This is a genomic window from Bifidobacterium oedipodis, from assembly GCF_012932425.1.
GTDB lineage: Bacteria > Actinomycetota > Actinomycetes > Actinomycetales > Bifidobacteriaceae > Bifidobacterium > Bifidobacterium oedipodis.
In genome coordinates, this window is record NZ_JAAIII010000002.1 from 1 (window position 1) to 17,744 (window position 17,744).

At 60.6% G+C, this 17,744-nt stretch carries 22 protein-coding genes; 10 read left to right on the forward strand and 12 right to left on the reverse strand.

The window, feature by feature from the left end; translation table 11 throughout:
• Positions 1-109 precede the first annotated feature (109 nt).
• On the reverse strand, positions 110-544 hold the full coding sequence (locus tag G1C95_RS03220) for a helix-turn-helix domain-containing protein (protein WP_169171530.1): 435 nt from the start codon (positions 542-544) through the stop codon (positions 110-112).
• Between the two features lie 288 nt (positions 545-832).
• On the opposite strand from G1C95_RS03220, the gene G1C95_RS03225 reads away from it, so the two are divergent.
• Positions 833-1,690 carry a hypothetical protein gene (locus G1C95_RS03225; protein ID WP_169171531.1) on the forward strand — a complete coding sequence of 286 codons (858 nt, stop codon included), beginning with the start codon at positions 833-835 and terminating at the stop codon, positions 1,688-1,690.
• Between the two features lie 48 nt (positions 1,691-1,738).
• Here the strand turns inward: G1C95_RS03225 and G1C95_RS12505 are convergent, their stop codons facing one another.
• From G1C95_RS12505 to G1C95_RS03280, 11 genes are all read right to left on the reverse strand, one after another.
• The gene (locus G1C95_RS12505) at positions 1,739-2,488 is read right to left on the reverse strand and encodes a hypothetical protein (RefSeq protein ID WP_240947403.1); all 750 of its coding nucleotides are present in this window, start codon (positions 2,486-2,488) and stop codon (positions 1,739-1,741) included.
• Complete coding sequence (locus G1C95_RS03235) at positions 2,463-2,618, reverse strand: hypothetical protein (protein ID WP_169171532.1); 156 nt, start codon at positions 2,616-2,618, stop codon at positions 2,463-2,465. Before G1C95_RS03235 ends, G1C95_RS12505 begins: the two co-directional genes overlap by 26 nt.
• Positions 2,605-3,012: a hypothetical protein gene (locus tag G1C95_RS03240; RefSeq protein ID WP_169171533.1), complete on the reverse strand. Its 408-nt coding sequence runs from the start codon at positions 3,010-3,012 to the stop codon at positions 2,605-2,607. Before G1C95_RS03240 ends, G1C95_RS03235 begins: the two co-directional genes overlap by 14 nt.
• On the reverse strand, positions 3,009-3,440 hold the full coding sequence (locus G1C95_RS03245) for a hypothetical protein (protein ID WP_169171534.1): 432 nt from the start codon (positions 3,438-3,440) through the stop codon (positions 3,009-3,011). Before G1C95_RS03245 ends, G1C95_RS03240 begins: the two co-directional genes overlap by 4 nt.
• A gap of 1 nt (position 3,441) precedes the next feature.
• Positions 3,442-5,781, reverse strand: coding sequence for a DUF5906 domain-containing protein (locus G1C95_RS03250; protein WP_169171535.1), 2,340 nt, complete (start codon positions 5,779-5,781; stop codon positions 3,442-3,444).
• A 100-nt stretch (positions 5,782-5,881) separates the two neighbouring features.
• Entirely contained in the window at positions 5,882-6,574 is a 693-nt protein-coding gene (locus G1C95_RS03255; protein ID WP_169171536.1) for a hypothetical protein, read from the reverse strand.
• A gap of 66 nt (positions 6,575-6,640) precedes the next feature.
• Positions 6,641-7,492, reverse strand: coding sequence for a hypothetical protein (locus tag G1C95_RS03260; protein ID WP_417852255.1), 852 nt, complete (start codon positions 7,490-7,492; stop codon positions 6,641-6,643).
• 95 nt (positions 7,493-7,587) lie between these two features.
• Positions 7,588-7,974: a hypothetical protein gene (locus tag G1C95_RS03265; RefSeq protein WP_169171538.1), complete on the reverse strand. Its 387-nt coding sequence runs from the start codon at positions 7,972-7,974 to the stop codon at positions 7,588-7,590.
• A gap of 151 nt (positions 7,975-8,125) precedes the next feature.
• Positions 8,126-8,479: a hypothetical protein gene (locus G1C95_RS12510; protein ID WP_240947404.1), complete on the reverse strand. Its 354-nt coding sequence runs from the start codon at positions 8,477-8,479 to the stop codon at positions 8,126-8,128.
• Positions 8,480-8,800: 321 nt separating this feature from the next.
• Positions 8,801-9,049, reverse strand: coding sequence for a DNA-binding protein (locus G1C95_RS03275; RefSeq protein ID WP_169171540.1), 249 nt, complete (start codon positions 9,047-9,049; stop codon positions 8,801-8,803).
• A complete protein-coding gene (locus G1C95_RS03280; RefSeq protein ID WP_169171541.1) occupies positions 9,036-9,230 on the reverse strand; it encodes a hypothetical protein in 195 nt (64 codons plus the stop codon). Before G1C95_RS03280 ends, G1C95_RS03275 begins: the two co-directional genes overlap by 14 nt.
• 232 nt (positions 9,231-9,462) lie before the next feature.
• Here G1C95_RS03280 and G1C95_RS03285 point away from each other — a divergent pair, with 232 nt between their 5' ends.
• The 9 genes from G1C95_RS03285 to G1C95_RS03325 all read left to right on the forward strand — a co-directional run bounded on the left by G1C95_RS03285 (position 9,463) and on the right by G1C95_RS03325 (position 17,690).
• Positions 9,463-10,197, forward strand: coding sequence for a hypothetical protein (locus G1C95_RS03285; RefSeq protein ID WP_169171542.1), 735 nt, complete (start codon positions 9,463-9,465; stop codon positions 10,195-10,197).
• A 27-nt stretch (positions 10,198-10,224) separates the two neighbouring features.
• Complete coding sequence (locus G1C95_RS03290; RefSeq protein WP_169171543.1) at positions 10,225-10,641, forward strand: ImmA/IrrE family metallo-endopeptidase; 417 nt, start codon at positions 10,225-10,227, stop codon at positions 10,639-10,641.
• A gap of 15 nt (positions 10,642-10,656) precedes the next feature.
• Entirely contained in the window at positions 10,657-11,985 is a 1,329-nt protein-coding gene (locus G1C95_RS03295; RefSeq protein ID WP_169171544.1) for a tyrosine-type recombinase/integrase, read from the forward strand.
• Between the two features lie 102 nt (positions 11,986-12,087).
• Positions 12,088-12,444, forward strand: a complete 357-nt coding sequence (locus G1C95_RS03300; RefSeq protein ID WP_169171545.1) for a hypothetical protein — start codon at positions 12,088-12,090, stop codon at positions 12,442-12,444.
• 804 nt (positions 12,445-13,248) lie between these two features.
• Positions 13,249-13,587 carry an HNH endonuclease signature motif containing protein gene (locus G1C95_RS12620; RefSeq protein ID WP_169171832.1) on the forward strand — a complete coding sequence of 113 codons (339 nt, stop codon included), beginning with the start codon at positions 13,249-13,251 and terminating at the stop codon, positions 13,585-13,587.
• Positions 13,588-13,691: 104 nt separating this feature from the next.
• A complete protein-coding gene (locus G1C95_RS03310; RefSeq protein ID WP_169171546.1) occupies positions 13,692-13,949 on the forward strand; it encodes a hypothetical protein in 258 nt (85 codons plus the stop codon).
• Entirely contained in the window at positions 13,921-15,399 is a 1,479-nt protein-coding gene (locus tag G1C95_RS03315; RefSeq protein ID WP_169171547.1) for a terminase, read from the forward strand. The genes G1C95_RS03310 and G1C95_RS03315 overlap by 29 nt, the downstream gene beginning before the upstream one ends.
• A gap of 13 nt (positions 15,400-15,412) precedes the next feature.
• Positions 15,413-16,945, forward strand: a complete 1,533-nt coding sequence (locus G1C95_RS03320) for a phage portal protein (protein WP_169171548.1) — start codon at positions 15,413-15,415, stop codon at positions 16,943-16,945.
• Positions 16,872-17,690, forward strand: a complete 819-nt coding sequence (locus G1C95_RS03325; RefSeq protein WP_470287740.1) for a VG15 protein — start codon at positions 16,872-16,874, stop codon at positions 17,688-17,690. Before G1C95_RS03320 ends, G1C95_RS03325 begins: the two co-directional genes overlap by 74 nt.
• Positions 17,691-17,744 lie beyond the last annotated feature (54 nt).

Genomic DNA, 17,744 nt, shown 5'->3' on the forward strand with positions numbered 1-17,744 from the left:
GACACTCGCTCATGAAATAACCAAACACAACAAAACAAAGGAACCAACCGCCGACCATGTTCAATTTGAACGCCGACGGTGTTCAGAAAAAGTGCCGACGATGTTCACATCAATTTGACGAAAGACACCGCTCGAGCTCCTCCTCCCGCGTCTCCGCCCTGGCCTCCGCCTTCGAACCCTTCGGCCGTCCCCTGGGCTTCGCCCTGAGAGCCTCCGGGCCGTCCTCGCGGTACGTCTTCAGCCATTTCTTGAACGGGCTGGACGAGGCGATCCCGTACCTGGCCATGGCATCGGCCTTGGTCATCCCCTCGTCCACGACCGCCCTGACGGCGGCCAGTTTCGTCTCGAACGAATACACCGTCTTCTTCGCGCCCATCAAAGCCAGAACCTCGATTCCCACGGACCTGTAGGTATCCAGCCATTTTCTCACGGTCTCCTTGGGAATCCCGAGCAGCGACGCGATGGAGGGGTAGCCACGCCCCTCCTCATACAGCTCGACGGCGCGCATCCTCATCCCGACATCGTAGATGGCTTTTCCAGTCATAAAAGAGCCTCCCATTTCTCGTGTCCAAGAAATGGGAGGCAGTTCAGCTTGGGAAGTAGGGCTTCTTCTTTGTTGGTGAAACGGCCATTTTTGGCCCGATTTTGTTTTACTGAGTTTTACTGGCTTGCATCACGATAGATCATGGGGGCTTGCTTGTGAACCAACATACATATCGTCTAAGCCCCCGTTGTCCTGTCACTGTCGCTGCAACAAGCCGTTCTTGACCCTTATACTGTTTAACGTGTGATTCATGCGTTTCATGCTGAAACGTGAGGACAAGGAGCCGATGTGGGAAACGAGCAACTGTTCCGCTTGATAATGCCTGACGGCATGCACTTAGCTAATCCTCAGGATGATCCTAACGTCTTTCTGGGAGCTTTTTTCGATGAAGAAAACCATCTGAAGGGACAAGCTCGTTGGGAGCCTGTCTCCGGTAATGATGACGATAGTAACGACATAGGAATTGACCCCGATGACGGGGATTCGCCGGCAGCTGCCATGGCTGCTGCTGTGATTGCAATTGCTGCAGTGGCTGGAACAGCAGTTTACCTAGCAAACAACGAGCAGTTCAGAAATTGGTGGGATAAAACCGTTGTCCACTGGTGGAATGATTCTGTCAAGCCCTCGGTGGGTAAACTTTGGAACAAGGTAACTCGTCAGAAGAATGACTCCGAGGCATCGCAGCCGATTGCGTTACTGACGTCCGCGTCCGAGGAAACGAATACTTTTTCCAAAGAAGTTGATGAGGCGATTGAAGAGTGTCAGTTGCACATGAACAGCGAAGAAGCACAAAATCGTCTGCTCGTCATCATGTACAAAGCAATGGATTTGGCAAAGGATATTCGCGAGCTTTCTTCGGCCAACATACGTGACTCCGATTTCGATGAAAAGACGAAACTGGAATTGCGTCAAACCATGGAGAAACTGACTACGCAGAATGTGACGGATCTCATCAATAAAGCCTTGGAACGGAATATCCCGCTTCTTGAGCAACAAAAGGATTTCGATGCTTGGTCGGCGCTTCTGGGAAAGATGACCAAAGATGGCGAGTTTGTACCCCTACGTAGCGACGCTCTGCGAACGGCATTGAGTCTGGAACCGTATCGGGCAATGCTGGAAGCTCCATCGCATAATGATGAAAAGTAGAAGCGAGCGGTGATGATGTCAATTGCACAATATCATCACCGCTTATCGCTATCTTCTACGTTCATCAAGCAATGGCACGAGCTCGCTTAAGCTTAGTTTTCCATCATCGTCATATCGCAACCGTCCCCTTTTTACCCAGCTACGAATCGTGCTTGCGGGGAGACGGATTCCCGCTTTGGCACATTCGGCGCTCAACTGGGTGGGTGTTCCCCTGACCTCGCTGACGACCAGCCTGGCGAGCAGACGGTCGGATACGGCACGACGGTTCACTCGGCTTCCGCAGCCGGCGCATTCGCCGTACTGTTCGTCGGGGTCTCCCCATACCACGCTTCCGCATTCCGGGCATGCGCCGAACGCTATGCGTGGCCTTGCCGGGTTGACCGCCGTGCGGATCCGGTCGGCGATGCCGGTGATGTCCTCGTACCAGGCGAGCACGTCGCCACTGGACAGCAGCGGTTCCGGATCCGAGATGACGGCACCGGCCAGAGCGGCCACGGTGGCGCGTGGATCCACGGCCTTCGCATAGTTGAATCTCAGCCCCAGCTGCCGTAGCAGCCGTTCCGTCTCACAGTACAGCTCCCACATGCCGTCGCGCAGTGGCGATGGCGATTGGACCGGTGCCGCATGCCCATTGCCCTGCATGCTTACGCTGGCCCGTTTCGTGGCGATCATCAACAGCGGCGTGGCATCCTCTCCTATCGCGGTGAGGCTGTTCAGCAGCCGTTGCTCGCAGTCCCCGCATAGCAGTCGTCCGGTTGCGGTGCGGGCTCCGTCATTGTTCACGCATGGGCCTGTCATGGTCTTCCTTTCGGTTCAGATGGTTTCGCAGTTCCTTGAGGTTGTCGGTGTCGTATCCGCAGGAGCACCACCAGCGCAGGCCGTGTCTGTCGTATTCGGTGACGACGATGTGGTCTTCATGCCCGGTCATCGTCGCGCCTTTCGTTCATGGCACGGATGTGCTCCTGCATGACCAACAGCGATGTGAAGTCGCGTCCGCACGAGCAGATGAGCAGACGGCCGTTGTCTGCGGTGTCCAGCAGGCGGTGCCGGATCGTCGGCGTGCGGTCGTCCAGGAAGGCCAGTGGGTTGTTCATCAGTGTTTCTCCGATCTTGAGTTCCAAATGGTGTGCGAATAGGTTCGGGTCTCGCGTTGCGTATCCGCATTGGCAGACGCGCATGTATCCGGCCGCCGTGCCGAATCCGACCGTGATGGCCGGCGTGCGCAGTGCCGCCAGAACCGCCGGCATGAGTCTGGCGAGCCTGTGGATGGCGATGGGTCTGGTGTTCGGTGCCCTGAGTACCGGTTTGCGGGTGGCTGTCATTGCTTGTTCCTCCAAGCTGTTTCGAATTGTCTGATTTCCTCGGCGCTCGCCGTTGGCCCTGCCCATGCGGTTCGCGTACTTCGTCTGGGTGGCTTGAACGGTTTCATGCTGATCGGCTCGTGGAAGCATTCGTGTCGGGCCAGATATAGGCCTTCGGGTTCGATGCCGCGTGCGCCGCATGGGGTTCGCAGGGTTACCAGCGTGGTGCCCGCTATGGGTTTGATTCGTATGAATCCGCGTCCGAGGATGATGGCCGTTGTCAGATCCGTCGCGTCGAGTACGCCGGGGTCGTATACTTCCTCGACCGGCCCGCCCGTATCCACGGCCACCCATTCATGGCAGGTGCCGCATCGGCGTGCGGTCAGGTGCGCGGGGTTCACGCCCTTCGGGCACAGGAGTCTCAGCCAGGGTGGTTTTCGTCGTGCCATGTCATCGGCCTCCCAGTTGCCGTCGGATGGATTGCCAGATCGTGGTCAGTTCCGAGTCGGGCAGTCCGCTGGCCCTTCCACGCTCGAACAGCTCACGTTGTATGGCGTCGGCGTTTTCGGGGTGGTTCAGCAGTCGCCCGTAGGCCCATGCATGCAGGTCGTTGTTCCGGCTGCCGGCCGGAACCGGCGTCATGTCCGGCCGCCCGCCCGTTGTCGAGGTCACCGTGATCGGCCGGCGCATGATCTCGCTCAGCGACGGGATCTCGCCTGTCTTCCTGCCTAATGTCGGCCGGTTTCCGGCTTCGCTCACGTAGTTGTGGTCGATGAGCCATCGCGCCATCTTCGGCGGCATCACCGGCGGTTGCCCGTCCGGCAGATCCAGCAGCAGGTAGTCGCCCGTTTCCGGGATATGGCTGCCGGCCCCGACCACGTAGCCCTTGCCTTCACATCGGATGTCAACCGGCATGCCCTTCTCATGGACGGCGTTCTTCAGCTTGCCCTGCAGCTCCGGAGGGATCAGATAATAGGCGTGCGCGGAGGGCAGCCCGTTCCTGCGGCCGGTCGGCGTTCCGACGAGGTATGTCTTCGGGAAGTCGGCAGACCCGTATGCCCCGATCTCACGGTTGAAGATGTCCCAGCCGGTCGGCGCGTCCCTGAGCACTTCGCCCGTGGTCGGATCCTTGGCGACGTCCAGATCGATGATCGCCACGCCTTCCGCCGGCACGACCGCATACGCGGCCACGCCGGTCGGCGGCTTCTTGCCTTCTGGCAGCGTGCGGTTTCTCGACCAGTCGTAGGATCGTTTGCCTTCGGAGACGGTGCCGAACGTGACATGGTATCCGCAGTCGTCCGGCGTCTTCACGGCGGCGTCCTCAATGGGATCCGGCAGCGCGGGCGTATGGCCTTCGTCATCCTGCAGGGCTTCGGTCATATCCCGTGCGGTGCTGTCCCGGTACACGCTGAAGACGTGCTCGTTCTTCACCACAAGCACGCGGACGACTTCGCCGTTGATGCGCTTGGGCTTCGACTTCAGTCCGAGTTTCATGGCCGTGTTCCGGTGCGCGGCGTCGGTCTCATGGAATGGGTTGTCGCGGCTGACGGCATAGCCGTTCGCCACGATGCAGTCGACGATCCACTGCTGTGCCTCGGTCAGGTCGTCGGCGGATCCGATGACCACATCGTTCCAGGGCTTGTCCCCGCGAACCTCCCACAGGCGGCATGACGCCATGAGGAAAGGGGCGATGCCGTGCTCGTCCCGGAATCTCAGCAGGTCTTTGAACTCGTCCTCGGCGCGGCCGTCCCGCATGCGGACGAACACGCGGCGACGTTCCAGGGCCTCGGTCATGCTCATGATGACCGGATTGTTCGATGCGATGATGAACGTCGCCTTGTTCTTGAAGCTGACCGCGTTCTCCTGCACCCGGCGTGCGACCATCGTGTCGCCCGTGCCGATCTTCTTCAGCAGCGTGGCCTGTTCCAAGGTGATGGTGTCCGCGTCCTCGTCGTATGCCCATAACGCGCCGATCAGCTTTAGCGTCTCCTGATCCGTGGCGAAGCCTCCGTTGCCGTTCCTTCCTCCCAGCAGTGTCTTCGACGTGACCGCAGCGGACAGCGTGGGCAGGCTGCGGTGCAGCGTGTCCAGCAATATGCCCTTGCCGTTGCCGCCGCCTCCGTACAGGACGAAGAACAGATGCTTGTACGGTTCCAACAGCGGGGTGGCGAACATCCGTCCCAGATTCTCGGCGCTGTGCCCGTCCGCCGTGACGAAGCGCAGGAACTCGCCCGCCTCGGCTACAAGTTCGTCTGAGTAGTCCACGTCCATAAATACCTCGAACGGGTTGTCGAACAACTTCTCGCCGGGCAGGATGCGCCGCACACGCCCGTCGATGCGGTAGAAGGCCATGTTGCGGAACTTCACCCCGTGGAGGACGCGTCCGGGCAGTTTCGAGCATTCGACGCGCAGCTGCACGTTCCACGGTAGATACACCTGCGAGCGCCCGGTCACGTGGTATTCGTCCTCCAGGGACCCGATGGCGTGCCATGAGTCGAGCAGCCGGTTGGCTCCGCTTCTGTCCACGTCGCGCACGTACAGCGTTCGCTCGTCTTCGCCGAGCAGCATGGAACCGTTGCGGAAGTCCCATAACGCTTTCGCGTATCCGTCGTCGAAGTAGGGCTTGTTCCTGTTCATCTCGTTGCGTGGGACTTCGATGCTTCTGCCGAGGCGGTCGTAGAAGGTGTGCTTCCACGGATCCGGCGATACGCGCATGCCCATGAGTACGTTCTGCACGTTGCTCGGCCCGTCCGGGATGATCGAGCATGTGTGCCTGAACGGAGCGTTCATTCCTTCGCCTCGATTCCTGTGGTTCATGTGGTGTGTTATTGGTGCCCGTCACGTCTGTCGCATCCGTGATGTCCGCTTGGCTACGGTTCGGGCTGGTTGTTCAGAACTCCGGTTCGTCGTTGAGGATGCCGCTGACGGTTTTCTCGTCGATGCCGAGGAAGCCGGCGATTTCCGTGGCCGACCGTCCGGTGGCGGCGAGCTGTTTGATCTGCAGCGCGTTCACCTGCGGCTGCGGGTACGCGGGCTGCGATTGCATGGCCGGAGACGTCTGCCGCGCCGGCGCAGACTGTTGCGGCTCCTGGGCGTTCATGGCCTGCGTTACCTGCGACTGGTTCGGCACGATTTCGTAGCTGTACAGCTTCGGTGGGTTCCATCCGCGTTTCTTGGCTTCGCCGTTGGCGGTGTAGGTGGCGGTGAATCCGTCGCCCACGTGGGGGAAGTCGCGGCCGACCATGCGTGATGCCTGGCGCAGCGTGCTTAGGTTCTTGCCCTTCACGTACACGGCGCGGACGCCGTCGTCGCCGGGGATGGTGGCGTCCCGCAGTGTGGTGGCGATGTGGATGACGACCTGCATCATGGGCTGCCCGTTGTCGAAGTACTTCGGCTCCTGCGTGTCCATGTCCCGCTGCTGCTGGGCCTCGATGCTTTCCACCGTGCCGGTCACGCTTGCGCCGATGGGATCGTCCCGCTGGAAGAACGACGGCGTGCCTCCCGCCATCACCTGCGCCAGGGACGGGAGCGGTTGCGCGGTCTGGCCGTAATTGCCCTGCGGCTGGTTTGCTTGTGCGAACATTGATGACTCCTTGACATTGTTGACTGTTTGTTTTCAGGGGATAATTCGGCGAGTGGGCGCTGTCTCTCACATATCCGGCACCTCCCGCATCGTCGGCTCCAGTAGCGGGATGAGCCGTCGCCATCGTTCCGGCACTTCCGGCGTGGCAGGCTTGGCGAGTTCGGGGATCGCGTTCGCCGCGTCGTCCGCCCACGACCCGCAGTCGAAACAGTGCGTGTCCGAGACCGGCAGCAGGTGGATCCATGCGTCGCGCACGTCCGGGCCGTCCTGTTGCTCGATCAGGTCCATGAACGTGACGAGCATCTGAGCCCTCGCCAATGCCCATAGTCCGGGCTTGGCACTGAAGCGCAGTTCGACCGGCATGGCGTCGTTCAGGCTGATGCCGTTGCGCGGCAGGAAGAAGATGCAGTTACGCTCCACTTGTTCGCCGGCGTTGACCAGTCCGATGCCGTACAGCGACGCCTGAACCATGTAGGTCTGCGAGGGGCCGTGCGCCTTCACGCCTTTCAATGTGGTGGGTCCGACGATCTTCCAGTCCACTGTGCTTGCGGAAGTCCGGTCGTATAGGTCGATGGATCCGCGCACCGGGTAGCCGCCCTCAAGGCCGTGCAATTCACCGACGGTGACTCGCATCTCGGTTTCGTATGGCCGGTGCTTCACATCCGGGTCGAATCCCTGCGGGTTCAATCCGGCGAACATCCGCTCGAAATGCTCGTGGACGCAGGTTCCGATGAACGGCAGCCATGCCGTACCGCACCGGCGATGCCAGCCCGCCAGTTTCGCGGCGAGACAATGCACGCAGTCCGTGCCCAATTCGCTTGGGCCTATGGCCCTCTGCCGTTCCCGTGGCGCGTTGCGGATGTTGTCCTCGATCAGTTCCCGGATCTGGGGCCACAGCGTCGCCTCCACGCGCAGCATCGAATAGGGAGTCTTCCCGTCGGACTTGCCACCTGCCTGACTTGTCTCCGGTTCGGGGTTGCCGTCGTTGAGCACGGCGAGTACGTCGGCGGCGCTCATTTGACCACCACGGAACTCTTGTCGCGCTTCATCAACGGCTCCAACGCCATTTCGCCCAGAGCCCTTCGCGCGGCGGCCGCATCGGGCGTCACCTTGTAGAGCGACGGGTTGGCGGCGGCGGGATACGCTTCGGCGAAGCGCTTCGCATCCAATCGCTGGTTGCCGGGTCTGATCTGCACCTTCAGGTCTCCGGCCTCATACGAACCGACCGGCCAGGCGTCGAGGATCTGGGACTTCAGCAAGTCGATCTCGTCCTGGGAGCGCTTGATACCCTCCTGCAGATCCGCGATGCGGGCCGCCTGCCGCGCCAACAGATCCCGTTTGAGATCGCGTTCCGACGGCGTCGTTCCGTCGATCGTCGGCTGCACCATGGTTTCCTTCATTGTCGTTTGCCTCCGTTCACCCTTATCGGGATGACCCCGACCGCATGGCCGGGCTTGTTCTTCATATGCGCCTTCGCCGTCTCGTATGCCGAGTCAACATCGCTTGGTGCCGACAGGGATCCGCAGGTGCGGCAGCGTGGCAGGTACCGTTTCATTCCTTTTCGCCTCCCAGAGGCAGACCGTCATTCAGCATCAGGGCGAATGACTCCAGGGTCATCATCACCAACTGCCGCGCCTGCCCCTCGCGTGATTCGATGCCGATGCGGGGTCGTTTCTGCACGACCACTCCGATCAGGGCGTCGTCATTGCCTCGCTCCGTTTCCGCCTCCCGCAGATGCTGCGAGACATTCATCGCCGCCGTGTTCTTGCATTCGATCACGACGCGATGCCCCCGGAAGCGGATGCCGGCTATGTCACCGCGATCCTTGGCCCCGGCAAGGTGGCGGCGTTCGATCCGGTCGTCGCCCAAAGCCCATCTCAGATAGTCCGCCGTCCGGGATTCCATTGACGCACCGGCCCGTCTCGCCGTCCTCATGCTTCTGCCCATTCGGTTCCTCCGTCCTGCGACGTTGCTGGTATTCCTTCATCTGCCGGAGCCGTTTCTCCCGGTTCCGGTAATAGTGGTCACGCGCATAAGCCCGATCCCGCTCCCGTTCCTCCGGATCCTCACGCCTCATGCGCTGCCAATCGCGTTTCCTTCTGCGGCGCTCGTCGTCGCTCATCGGTCTCGTTCCCCGTCTGCGGGTTCGGCGCACAGCGGCTCGGCTTGGGACGCGTCCGGCCCGGCATGTTGCGATGAACGTGAGATCGTCAAGGTCGAAGTCCGTCATTCGCCTCTCACCTCGCCAGCCGACTGGTAGACGTGGGTGCGAAAGTAGTCGAGCACCGTCTCCTTCGGATAGAGCACGGTGCGACCCACCTTCACGAACTTCGGACCGACGCCCATGGAGCGCCAATAGCCCAGCGTCCCCTCGGAGATTCCCGTCGCGGAGACGTCCTTCGGTGTGTTCATCGGCTTAAGGGAGCGCTCCAGCGCCGAGAACAGATCCGTGTTCACCTTTTCATCTGGATGCATGGCCGGCCCCCTCGGAACGGAACCGGGAAGCCGCCGCGATGGCGTCATCCAGATTGTCGGCCGGGTCCATGCCGACCGAATGGCACAGGCTCATATAGTCGGCGACCTTCATGTCCGTGGATTTCAGGCGACGGGAGACGGTCTCCCTGCATACGCCCGTCCGTTCTGCTATGTGCTCCATGGTCATTCCTTCGAGTACCGTGTGGATACGCACCTGCCGGATTGCCACAGCGCTAACCCCAGCAAGTTCGTCATTTGCATTTGTCATTTGACTCATGGCTTCAGTTTGTCATATGACTTAGTCATTTGCCAAAGTCGAGGCCTTTCTTTACAAGTCATACACATTACGCAATTGACGAATTTGTTTCGCAAATGCGGCATGTCGTATTTGACATGATGCAACAATGAGAGGCATGAAAGCATACGACTCCTCATATGACATGGCCTCCCGCGTCGTGGTCGGGTATATGCTCGAACACGCGCCGAAATCAATGCTTGTCATCGACCGCGAAACCGGCGGAAAAGTCAAGTACAGCCGCATGCGCGACATCGTGAACGCGTCGCGAGGCGCGGTCCGCATCAGCGAACTGATCATCCTCTCCAAGGAATGCGACACGGATCCCGTCATCGCGCTGCGCGAGATAGAGGCGCTGTCCCAGTACGTCGAACACAACCCCGACAAAGGAATCGACGACGTCCGCAACGAATACGAAAGCCAAGTCCATGGCAGCTTCGGCTACGCGAACGCGGAACTCGCCACACCCGAATACGCCAAAGCGCAAAGCGAACTCCGCCTCCGCATACTCGACGCACTCCGCGACGGGGACGTCCCGGAAGGCTACGAGAGCGTTCTGGAGAAAGTGTCCGAAGACCTCATGTCTCACGACCCGAAGGCCGAAATCACCCACGGCAGCTTCCAACGCGACGGCAAGGTATACGACTTCACCCTGTACGCCACCGAAAGGAAACCAGCCGCAACCACACAGACCCCCATCACAACGACGCCCGCCGCGACCACCGGCACCGCGTACCTCAGCGCGGCGCAGCAGCTCGCCAAAATCACCGGGCACACGGTGCAAAGCGACTACGACACCGCCGCGTACACCGACCACAACAAGCAACAGGAAATGAACACGCCAATCGACTGACAGCCAACCAGCAGAGAAGGGAAACGGTTGAACAGTTACCACGACCTGCTTCGCATCGCCCAAGGAATGGGACTGCAAGTAGTCGAAACCACCATCAATGACGACAGATTGGGGAGCTATCAACACAACCAGCGCAGAATCACCCTCGACGAGCGTCTAACCGACAGCCAGAAACTCGTCACCCTGCAACACGAAATCATCCACGCCGAACACTGGCGCGATGGCATCGCCCAGCTCATGGGACACGAAGCCGAGGAACAGAAAACCCGGCGCGAAACCGCCCTACGTCTTATCAGCCCGATGGCTTACGCGAACGCCGAACAGGCATACGAGGCCTGCCCCTACCGGATCGCCGAAGAACTCGGAGTCACGGTCGGGCTCATCAAGGACTATCAGGAAATCCTCGAAGGCGTAGCCGAACCCTGCAAAATGATCCACGCATAGGAAGGAGCGACCGTCATGGCACGAGTAAGCATCGACGACCTGTGGCTTAAAGACGCCGACGACGGCACCCCTCCCTCGGCGACGGCCAGACGGAGCCTCGCCAACGCACGCGACCCAAAGAAGGCCCGCGTACCCGAAAAATGGCGTTCGCAACGATTCGGAGAGGGCAAGCGCTGGCGTTGCCGCTGGTTCGTCATCAAACCCGACGGCACCAAGCAGTCCAAGACCAAGTCATTCGACAAGCTCTGCGACGCCGAGGAATTCCAAGCCGCACTCGAAGACGACATCCGACGCGGCAGGTACGTCGATCCGAACGCCGACCAACGCCTGTTCTGCGACGTGGCCGACCAGTGGATCGAAACCAAGCTGGATGTGAAACCGTCCACGCTTGGCCGCTACGAACGCGAACTGAGGGTGTACATCAACCCCACATGGGGCGGAAAGACGCTGCGCGAAATCACACCCAAGGAGCTCCAGGCATGGGTGAACAAGCTCTCCAAAGGCGGATACGTGGCCGAGCTGCCCGGCAAGCGGAAGCCACGGCCACTCAGCCCCAGCAGCATCCGCAACATCGTCAAGGTCGTTATGGCGGCGGTGTTCGAGTACGCCATCACCAACAAATGGATCCGCGAGAATCCCGCCAAACAGGTCAACACGCCCAAAATCGAATCCAAAGACGAAGACATGGTGTTCCTCACCGTGCCGGAAGTGGAACTGCTCGCCGAAGCCGCGACGGCAAAGGGCCGGGACGTGGACGGTCTGCTCATACGATTCCTCGCCTATACGGGAGCACGAATCAACGAAGCGCTCGCCCTGCAAGTCCAGGACATGGACTTCGCTAAGCGCAAGGCGCGGATCCGCCGCACATGGTCGGACGACGGCAACGGCAAGATGCAGCTGGGCACCCCGAAGAACGGCGAGGCCCGTACCATCGCGATACCCGCCTCTCTGATTCCGAAGCTCAAGGAACAGGCAGCCGGGCAAAGCAGGAACGAGTTCCTGTTCAGGGCGAAACGAGGCGGGTACATACACGACCACAACTGGCGGACACGCATCTGGTATCCCAGCGTGCGCAACGCCGGCATGGAGGACGAAGGCGTGAACATCCATTGCCTCCGCCACACCTATGCGTCCATCGCCATCGCCAGTGGTGCCGACGTCAAAACCCTGCAGAAACAGCTCGGCCACGCCACCGCGAGCATCACGCTCGACGTCTACGCGGGACTCTGGCCAGAAAGGCTCAACGAAGTCGCGGACGCCGTTGACCAAGCAAGACTTGACGCCATCGCCAAGGACAAGCCAGACAGCAAAGGCAATCCGTCCGAGTATGACACCGTGGCCTAATCCAAAGAAGAGAACGAGACAACCAACGGGTGCCTCCCTTTACGGGAAGCACCCGTTTTACATAAAGCACAAGTATGATGGGCTTGATTGGAGGTCTCAAAGATGAGCGACATGAACGCGCCTACTGTTGACGTGCAACTCTGCTTCTATCTGCTTGACGATTACCCTGCCGTAGGAATCTTCCATAAGGATTCCGATGGGTATGGGTACTGCGATGACATCATGGTCGCCGAGCCCGGCGGCCATCCCATACAGAACATCGATGAATACCGCTTGACGACATTAAGCGTCCCCGTCAAACCCAACGGCTCCTACGATCGTCCGAACATCATCAGCCGGCTTTGGGACGGCTTCGACGACATCATCAAAAAGTATGAACCCGACTGGGATGAGCAGTCCAAGCAATCCTGTGCCCTATGGGAATCCATATTCGGCCAGACCGAACGCCATGCATGGTGATAAAAAGAAGACAAGCGCCCTCAAGAATGGACTTGAAGGCGCTTCGCTTTGAGCGCCGCCCGCCATACCACCGGCTCATCCATGGTGGTCGAACTGCTTTACTCTCAATCGCAGCCTACGTGCCGCCGGGGAATCCACCTGAGCCGTTACCGGATATGGCGGAAACGCCAGCAGCACTGACTCCATCTCGGAGCTGTCTCAACATCTTACAGACTCTCAACCATAAAAAGTCCCAATCGATAAGCGCGCAGCAGTCAAAAAAGCACGGATCCACGAATAACATCTAACATCGCGCTCCCAACAGCCCGTTACCGTCAAATAGTTGAAACCCAACCGATTAACAATAGGCGTAACAGGTGTAACTGCGGCAACTGTTCCTATCCACCATCATTCATCACCACATATCTCATGTCCTCTAGTTACACCCGTTACACCTGTTACGAGGGGGAATTGAGTAGACGTGAAGCCGCGCGTAAACGGCGATTCCCAGCCGTAACGGATAAAGTCAGGATGACGTTACCGCCGGTTACAAGTCCGGCCATATCAAATATCTAGTAGCCGTAAAGCCCCTCGCCGCTTGCGCCGGGATTGCAACGCATGGAAAATGATAGTGTTGCCGTTCAATGCAAGGAGCACCGAGGCAACCTTAAAAAAAACTTCTCCTCCGCCCCGTCGGCCTTTACTCCTTTCACCGGCGGGGCCTATTCATTCCGGGGTGCCGTGAAGCCCGCCAAGCCTCACTCATATCCGCACCAGCTTGAGCCAGTCGGCATCACGGCACCCTCCACATACAGGCTAATGAGCATGCCCCACGGCAGGAACTACAGAGATCCACGACGAATCAACAGACAAGCACGCAACCTCGCCAGACAACGCGTGCTCACACAACAGGTGCCATGCGGTATCTGCGACAGGCCAATCGACGATTCGATTCCATGGCCTGACCCTATGAGTGCCGAAGTCGACGAGATCATTCCTGTAAGTCGCGGCGGAAGCGCGACGAATCTGCGCAACCTTCAGAAGGTGCATCGCTGCTGTAACCAGCTCAAAAGCGACAAGAGCCTTGCATGGGCAAGACAGAAGGCCAAAGGCGCTCCGGCGCTCAAGTCCACAGCCGTACCGTTCAAGACTTCAGGCTGGTGAAGCCGCTCTGGGGACGGTATCCTCCCGGCCAGGACTTCGGCTACCCCGGAGTATTGGCCAAATCTCTCCCTTTTATTTTTCCACAGCAAGAAAACAGGTGTCTTATGGCCGCAGACGAATCACGGCGAACGGCAAGGAAAACGGATCCGTTCAATTACGAGGCAATGCTGCGTAAGACGTTGACACGTTTGCAGACTGCCGTGTTCGATCCAGACACCCCTCCCAGGGATCTTGCGTCTTTGAGTCGCCGCATGCTGGAGGTTTGTCGGGAACTGGAACGGCTTGAATCCGAGAACGGCGGGGCTCGTGCGCCGACCGCGACGGAGGTGGAGGATGAACCGTTCGACCCGAGCGAGATCTGAGATACGGCCCGACCGGCGCAAGCTCTCCGACGTTGCCCGGCATGTCGTTCTGCCCGAAGGCATAGTGACGACTGGCTGGCCGAAGGTCGAGGCGCAGGCGAAACTGTGCGGCATCGAGTATGACGGCTGGCAGAGGCTGCTGGGCCGTTGCATTCTCGGCAAGACCTCCGATGGCGTGTATGCGGCCGGTATCGGCGGCGTGGTCATCAGCATTTGTCGTCAGGTGGGCAAGACGTTTCTGATCGGCACGATGATCGTCATGCTGTGCATCCTGAACGACTACCCACTGAAGGTGCTCTGGACGGCTCATAGGACGCGCACGAGCGATGAGACGTTCAAGTTCATGTGCGCACTCGTGCAGCAAAAGGCCATCAGCCGGTTCGTCGATGGCGAGCCGCGTCGGGCGAACGGTCAGCAGGAGATCGTGTTCATCAATGGTTCCCGCGTCATGTTCGGTGCCCGCGAGAACGGTTTTGGCCGTGGATTCGACAGCGTGGACGTGGAGGTGTTCGACGAGGCGCAGATCCTCACCGAACGCGCATTGGACGATATGATCCCTGCGACGAACGCGGCGCGTAACCCGCTGATCATCTACATGGGCACGCCGCCCAAGCCGTCGGATCCGTCCGAGGTATTCTCCACGCGCCGCAGCGAGGCCTTGAAGGGCGACAGCGCTGACATGCTGTACGTGGAGTTCAGCGCCGACAGGGATGCAGACGGCGATGACCGCAGACAGTGGGCGGTAGCGAATCCCTCGTACCCGCATCGCACCGGTGAGGCGGCCATCCTGCGCATGAAAAAGAACCTCGGGGAAGACTCGTTCCGGCGCGAAGGTCTGGGCATATGGGACGAGACCACCGTCTCCACCGCCATCGACCCGCAACTGTGGGCGAACGGCGCTGTGCCCGTGCGAGCGGACGGCGGCGTCACGTCATTCGGCATCGACATGTCCCCGGATCGCAATGCACTCGCCATCGGCGCTTGCATGAAATACCCAGACCGCAGCGCCCACATCGAACTGGCCGAATACCGTGACACGAAACGATACGGCACCGCATGGGCGGCCGATTGGATCGCGGAACGCTGGCCGAGGACCGCCGCCGTGGTCATCGACGCGCAAAGCCCCGCGATGGTGCTACTGCCCGATTTGAAGTCGCGGGGCGTGAGGGTCATGGTGAACACCACCAACGGCATGGGCCAGGCCTGCGGCCGCGTATTGGACATGCTGACCGCCGGCACCCTGCACCACCTGCCCGATGAGGACCAGCCGCAACTGGCCGTGGCCGTGGCGAATGTGACCACGAGGCCAATCGGCAAAAGCGGGGCGTTCGGCTGGAATAAAACCGGGTCGGACATCGACATCTCACCGCTGGTGGCCTGCACGATGGCTTTGCAGGGAGCCTGGATGACGCGGCGCAACCCGAACAGGCGACAGCACGTCATGCATTAGAAGGGATTCGGATATGACGGACGAGGGCATCTGGAGCGCGGCGGTCAGACGGCCGTTGGATGTGAACAGCCTCGGCGCGACCGGCATCGACGGCGTCGACTCCGAGGACATGCCGATGATTCGTGCCCTGTGCAAGGTATGGCGAGACCGCTACCCCTACAATCTGATCCGCAGCGGCTACTACTTCGCCCGTTACCGGTTCAAGGACTTCGGCATCAGCATCCCCGACAGGATCCGCGCGAACGTGAGCGCGTGCGTTGGATGGCCCGCCAAGTCCGTCAGGACGCTCGCCGACCTGAGCGTGTTCGACGGATGGGATCTGGGCGGGGCCGACCCGCATGGAGTCGGCGAGCTGACCGACGAGACCTCGTTGGAGCTGGCGATACCGCAGACCATCGTTTCCGCGTACATGCACGGATGCGCGTTCCTGACCGTCACGAAGGACGACGAGGGCATCATCGTCACGCCGCGCAGCGCCGAATACAGCGCCGCGATCTGGGATGGCCGGCACAACAGGCTCGCCGCCGTGCTGACCATCAACGACGCGACCAGCCGAGGGCGCATCACCGCGTTCAACGTGTTCCTGCCGAACAAGGTGTATGCCGTCGCACGCAACGACCGTGGCCGCTGGCAGGCCAGGCTGATCGTGACGAACTGGCCGGAACCCACGGCGGTGCCGTTCGTCAGCGACCCCCAATTGTCGCGCCCTCTGGGACGCGCCCGCATCACGCGGCCGTTGATGTCGCTGACCGATATGGGATTCAGGACGTTGGTGCGCATGGAGGCGAGCGCCGAGTTTTACAGCGTTCCCAAACTGTGGTTTCTTGGAGCGCCTGAGGACGCGTTCAACCAGGACACGTGGTCCTCGCTGGTGTCGGCGATCAACGCGATCGACGGCGACATCGACGGGCGGAACCCGGAGCTGCACCAGATCAGCCAGGCTTCCATGCAGCCGCACAGCGACATGCTGAGGACCATCGCGCTGGTGGTGGCTTCGGAGACGAACCTTCCGGCCGACAATCTGGGCATCACGCTCGATAACCCCACGTCGGCCGAGGCGATGGCGGCGGCCGAACGCAAGCTCACCCGCGAGGCTGATAGGCAGAACCGCCTGTTCGGTTTGCAGCTGGAGCGGCTGTTGCGCATGACCGTGTGCCTGCGCGACGGGTTGAACGAGCCGCCAGCCGATCTGAAGACTGCCAGGCCGGTGTGGATGCCGACCCGTGAGATCTCCGACGCGGCCCGCGCCGACGCCTATGTGAAGATCAGCGGCGTGAACGAGTCCTATGCGAACAGCGTCGTCGGCCTGCGCCGTTTGGGGCTCACCAACGACGAGATCGCATCACTGCGAAGCGAGGCCACGCGCGACCAGGCGCGAAGCGTGCTGGACATGCTGACCAAGAGCGGAGGCGCTGATGGCGATGGTGACGCGGGCGGACGTGGCCCGACTGGGCAAGGCGCAATCCCAAGCGGTGCAACTGGCCCGGCGGGAACTGGGGCGTCTGTGGATGGAACTGGAGGGACTGCCGCCGGCCCGGCAGCGTGACATCCTGCTCGACCTGCTGCCGGCGCTGTGCCGCAAATACGGCGACGTCGGTTCCGTCGCCGCCGCGCAATGGTACGACGAACTGTGGCAACGGTGGTTCGACGGCGATTTCGAGGCGCAGCCAGTCAACGGGTTCGATGACGAAACGGCTCGCGGCATCATCCGCGCGAATGCGGGGCTACTGTTCGACAAGCCCGATGGCACGCCGGCGGATCCCGATAAGTTTCTCAGGTGGGCGAACAAGTTCCTCGACCGCAACGTGAAGGATCCCGGAAGGCTGACCATACAAGCCAACGCCCAACGCGATCCGCGCAAACCTGGCTATGCCCGTGTGCCATCCGGCGAGCGCACCTGCCCGTTCTGCCTCATGCTGGCGGGGCGCGGCTACGTCTATGCCAGCGCGGAAACCGCCGGAGCCGACCATGACTTCCACGACGACTGCGATTGCGAGATTGTGCCCGAATGGGGCAAGGGCTCGAACCATATCGAGGGCTACGACCCCGATTCCTACGAGCGGATGTACCGTCAGGCCCGCGACGTCCTGGAGAACCGGCATGTGAATCCGCTGCTGCTGGAGGCGGCCGGCAATGTATCGCCGTACACGGTGACCATCACGCAGAGGAACGGCAAACGGCGAACCCACACCTACGAGCCGGGCAATCCCAACAACCTCAACAGTCTCGCGGCGATCATGCGCCGCCAGCACCCCGAATTCTTCAGAAAGGCGGACGGAAACCTCCGCTGACCCACAAAACGATCGACACCAAGCCCCTTCATAGGGGCTTTTTCTATGCCCTGA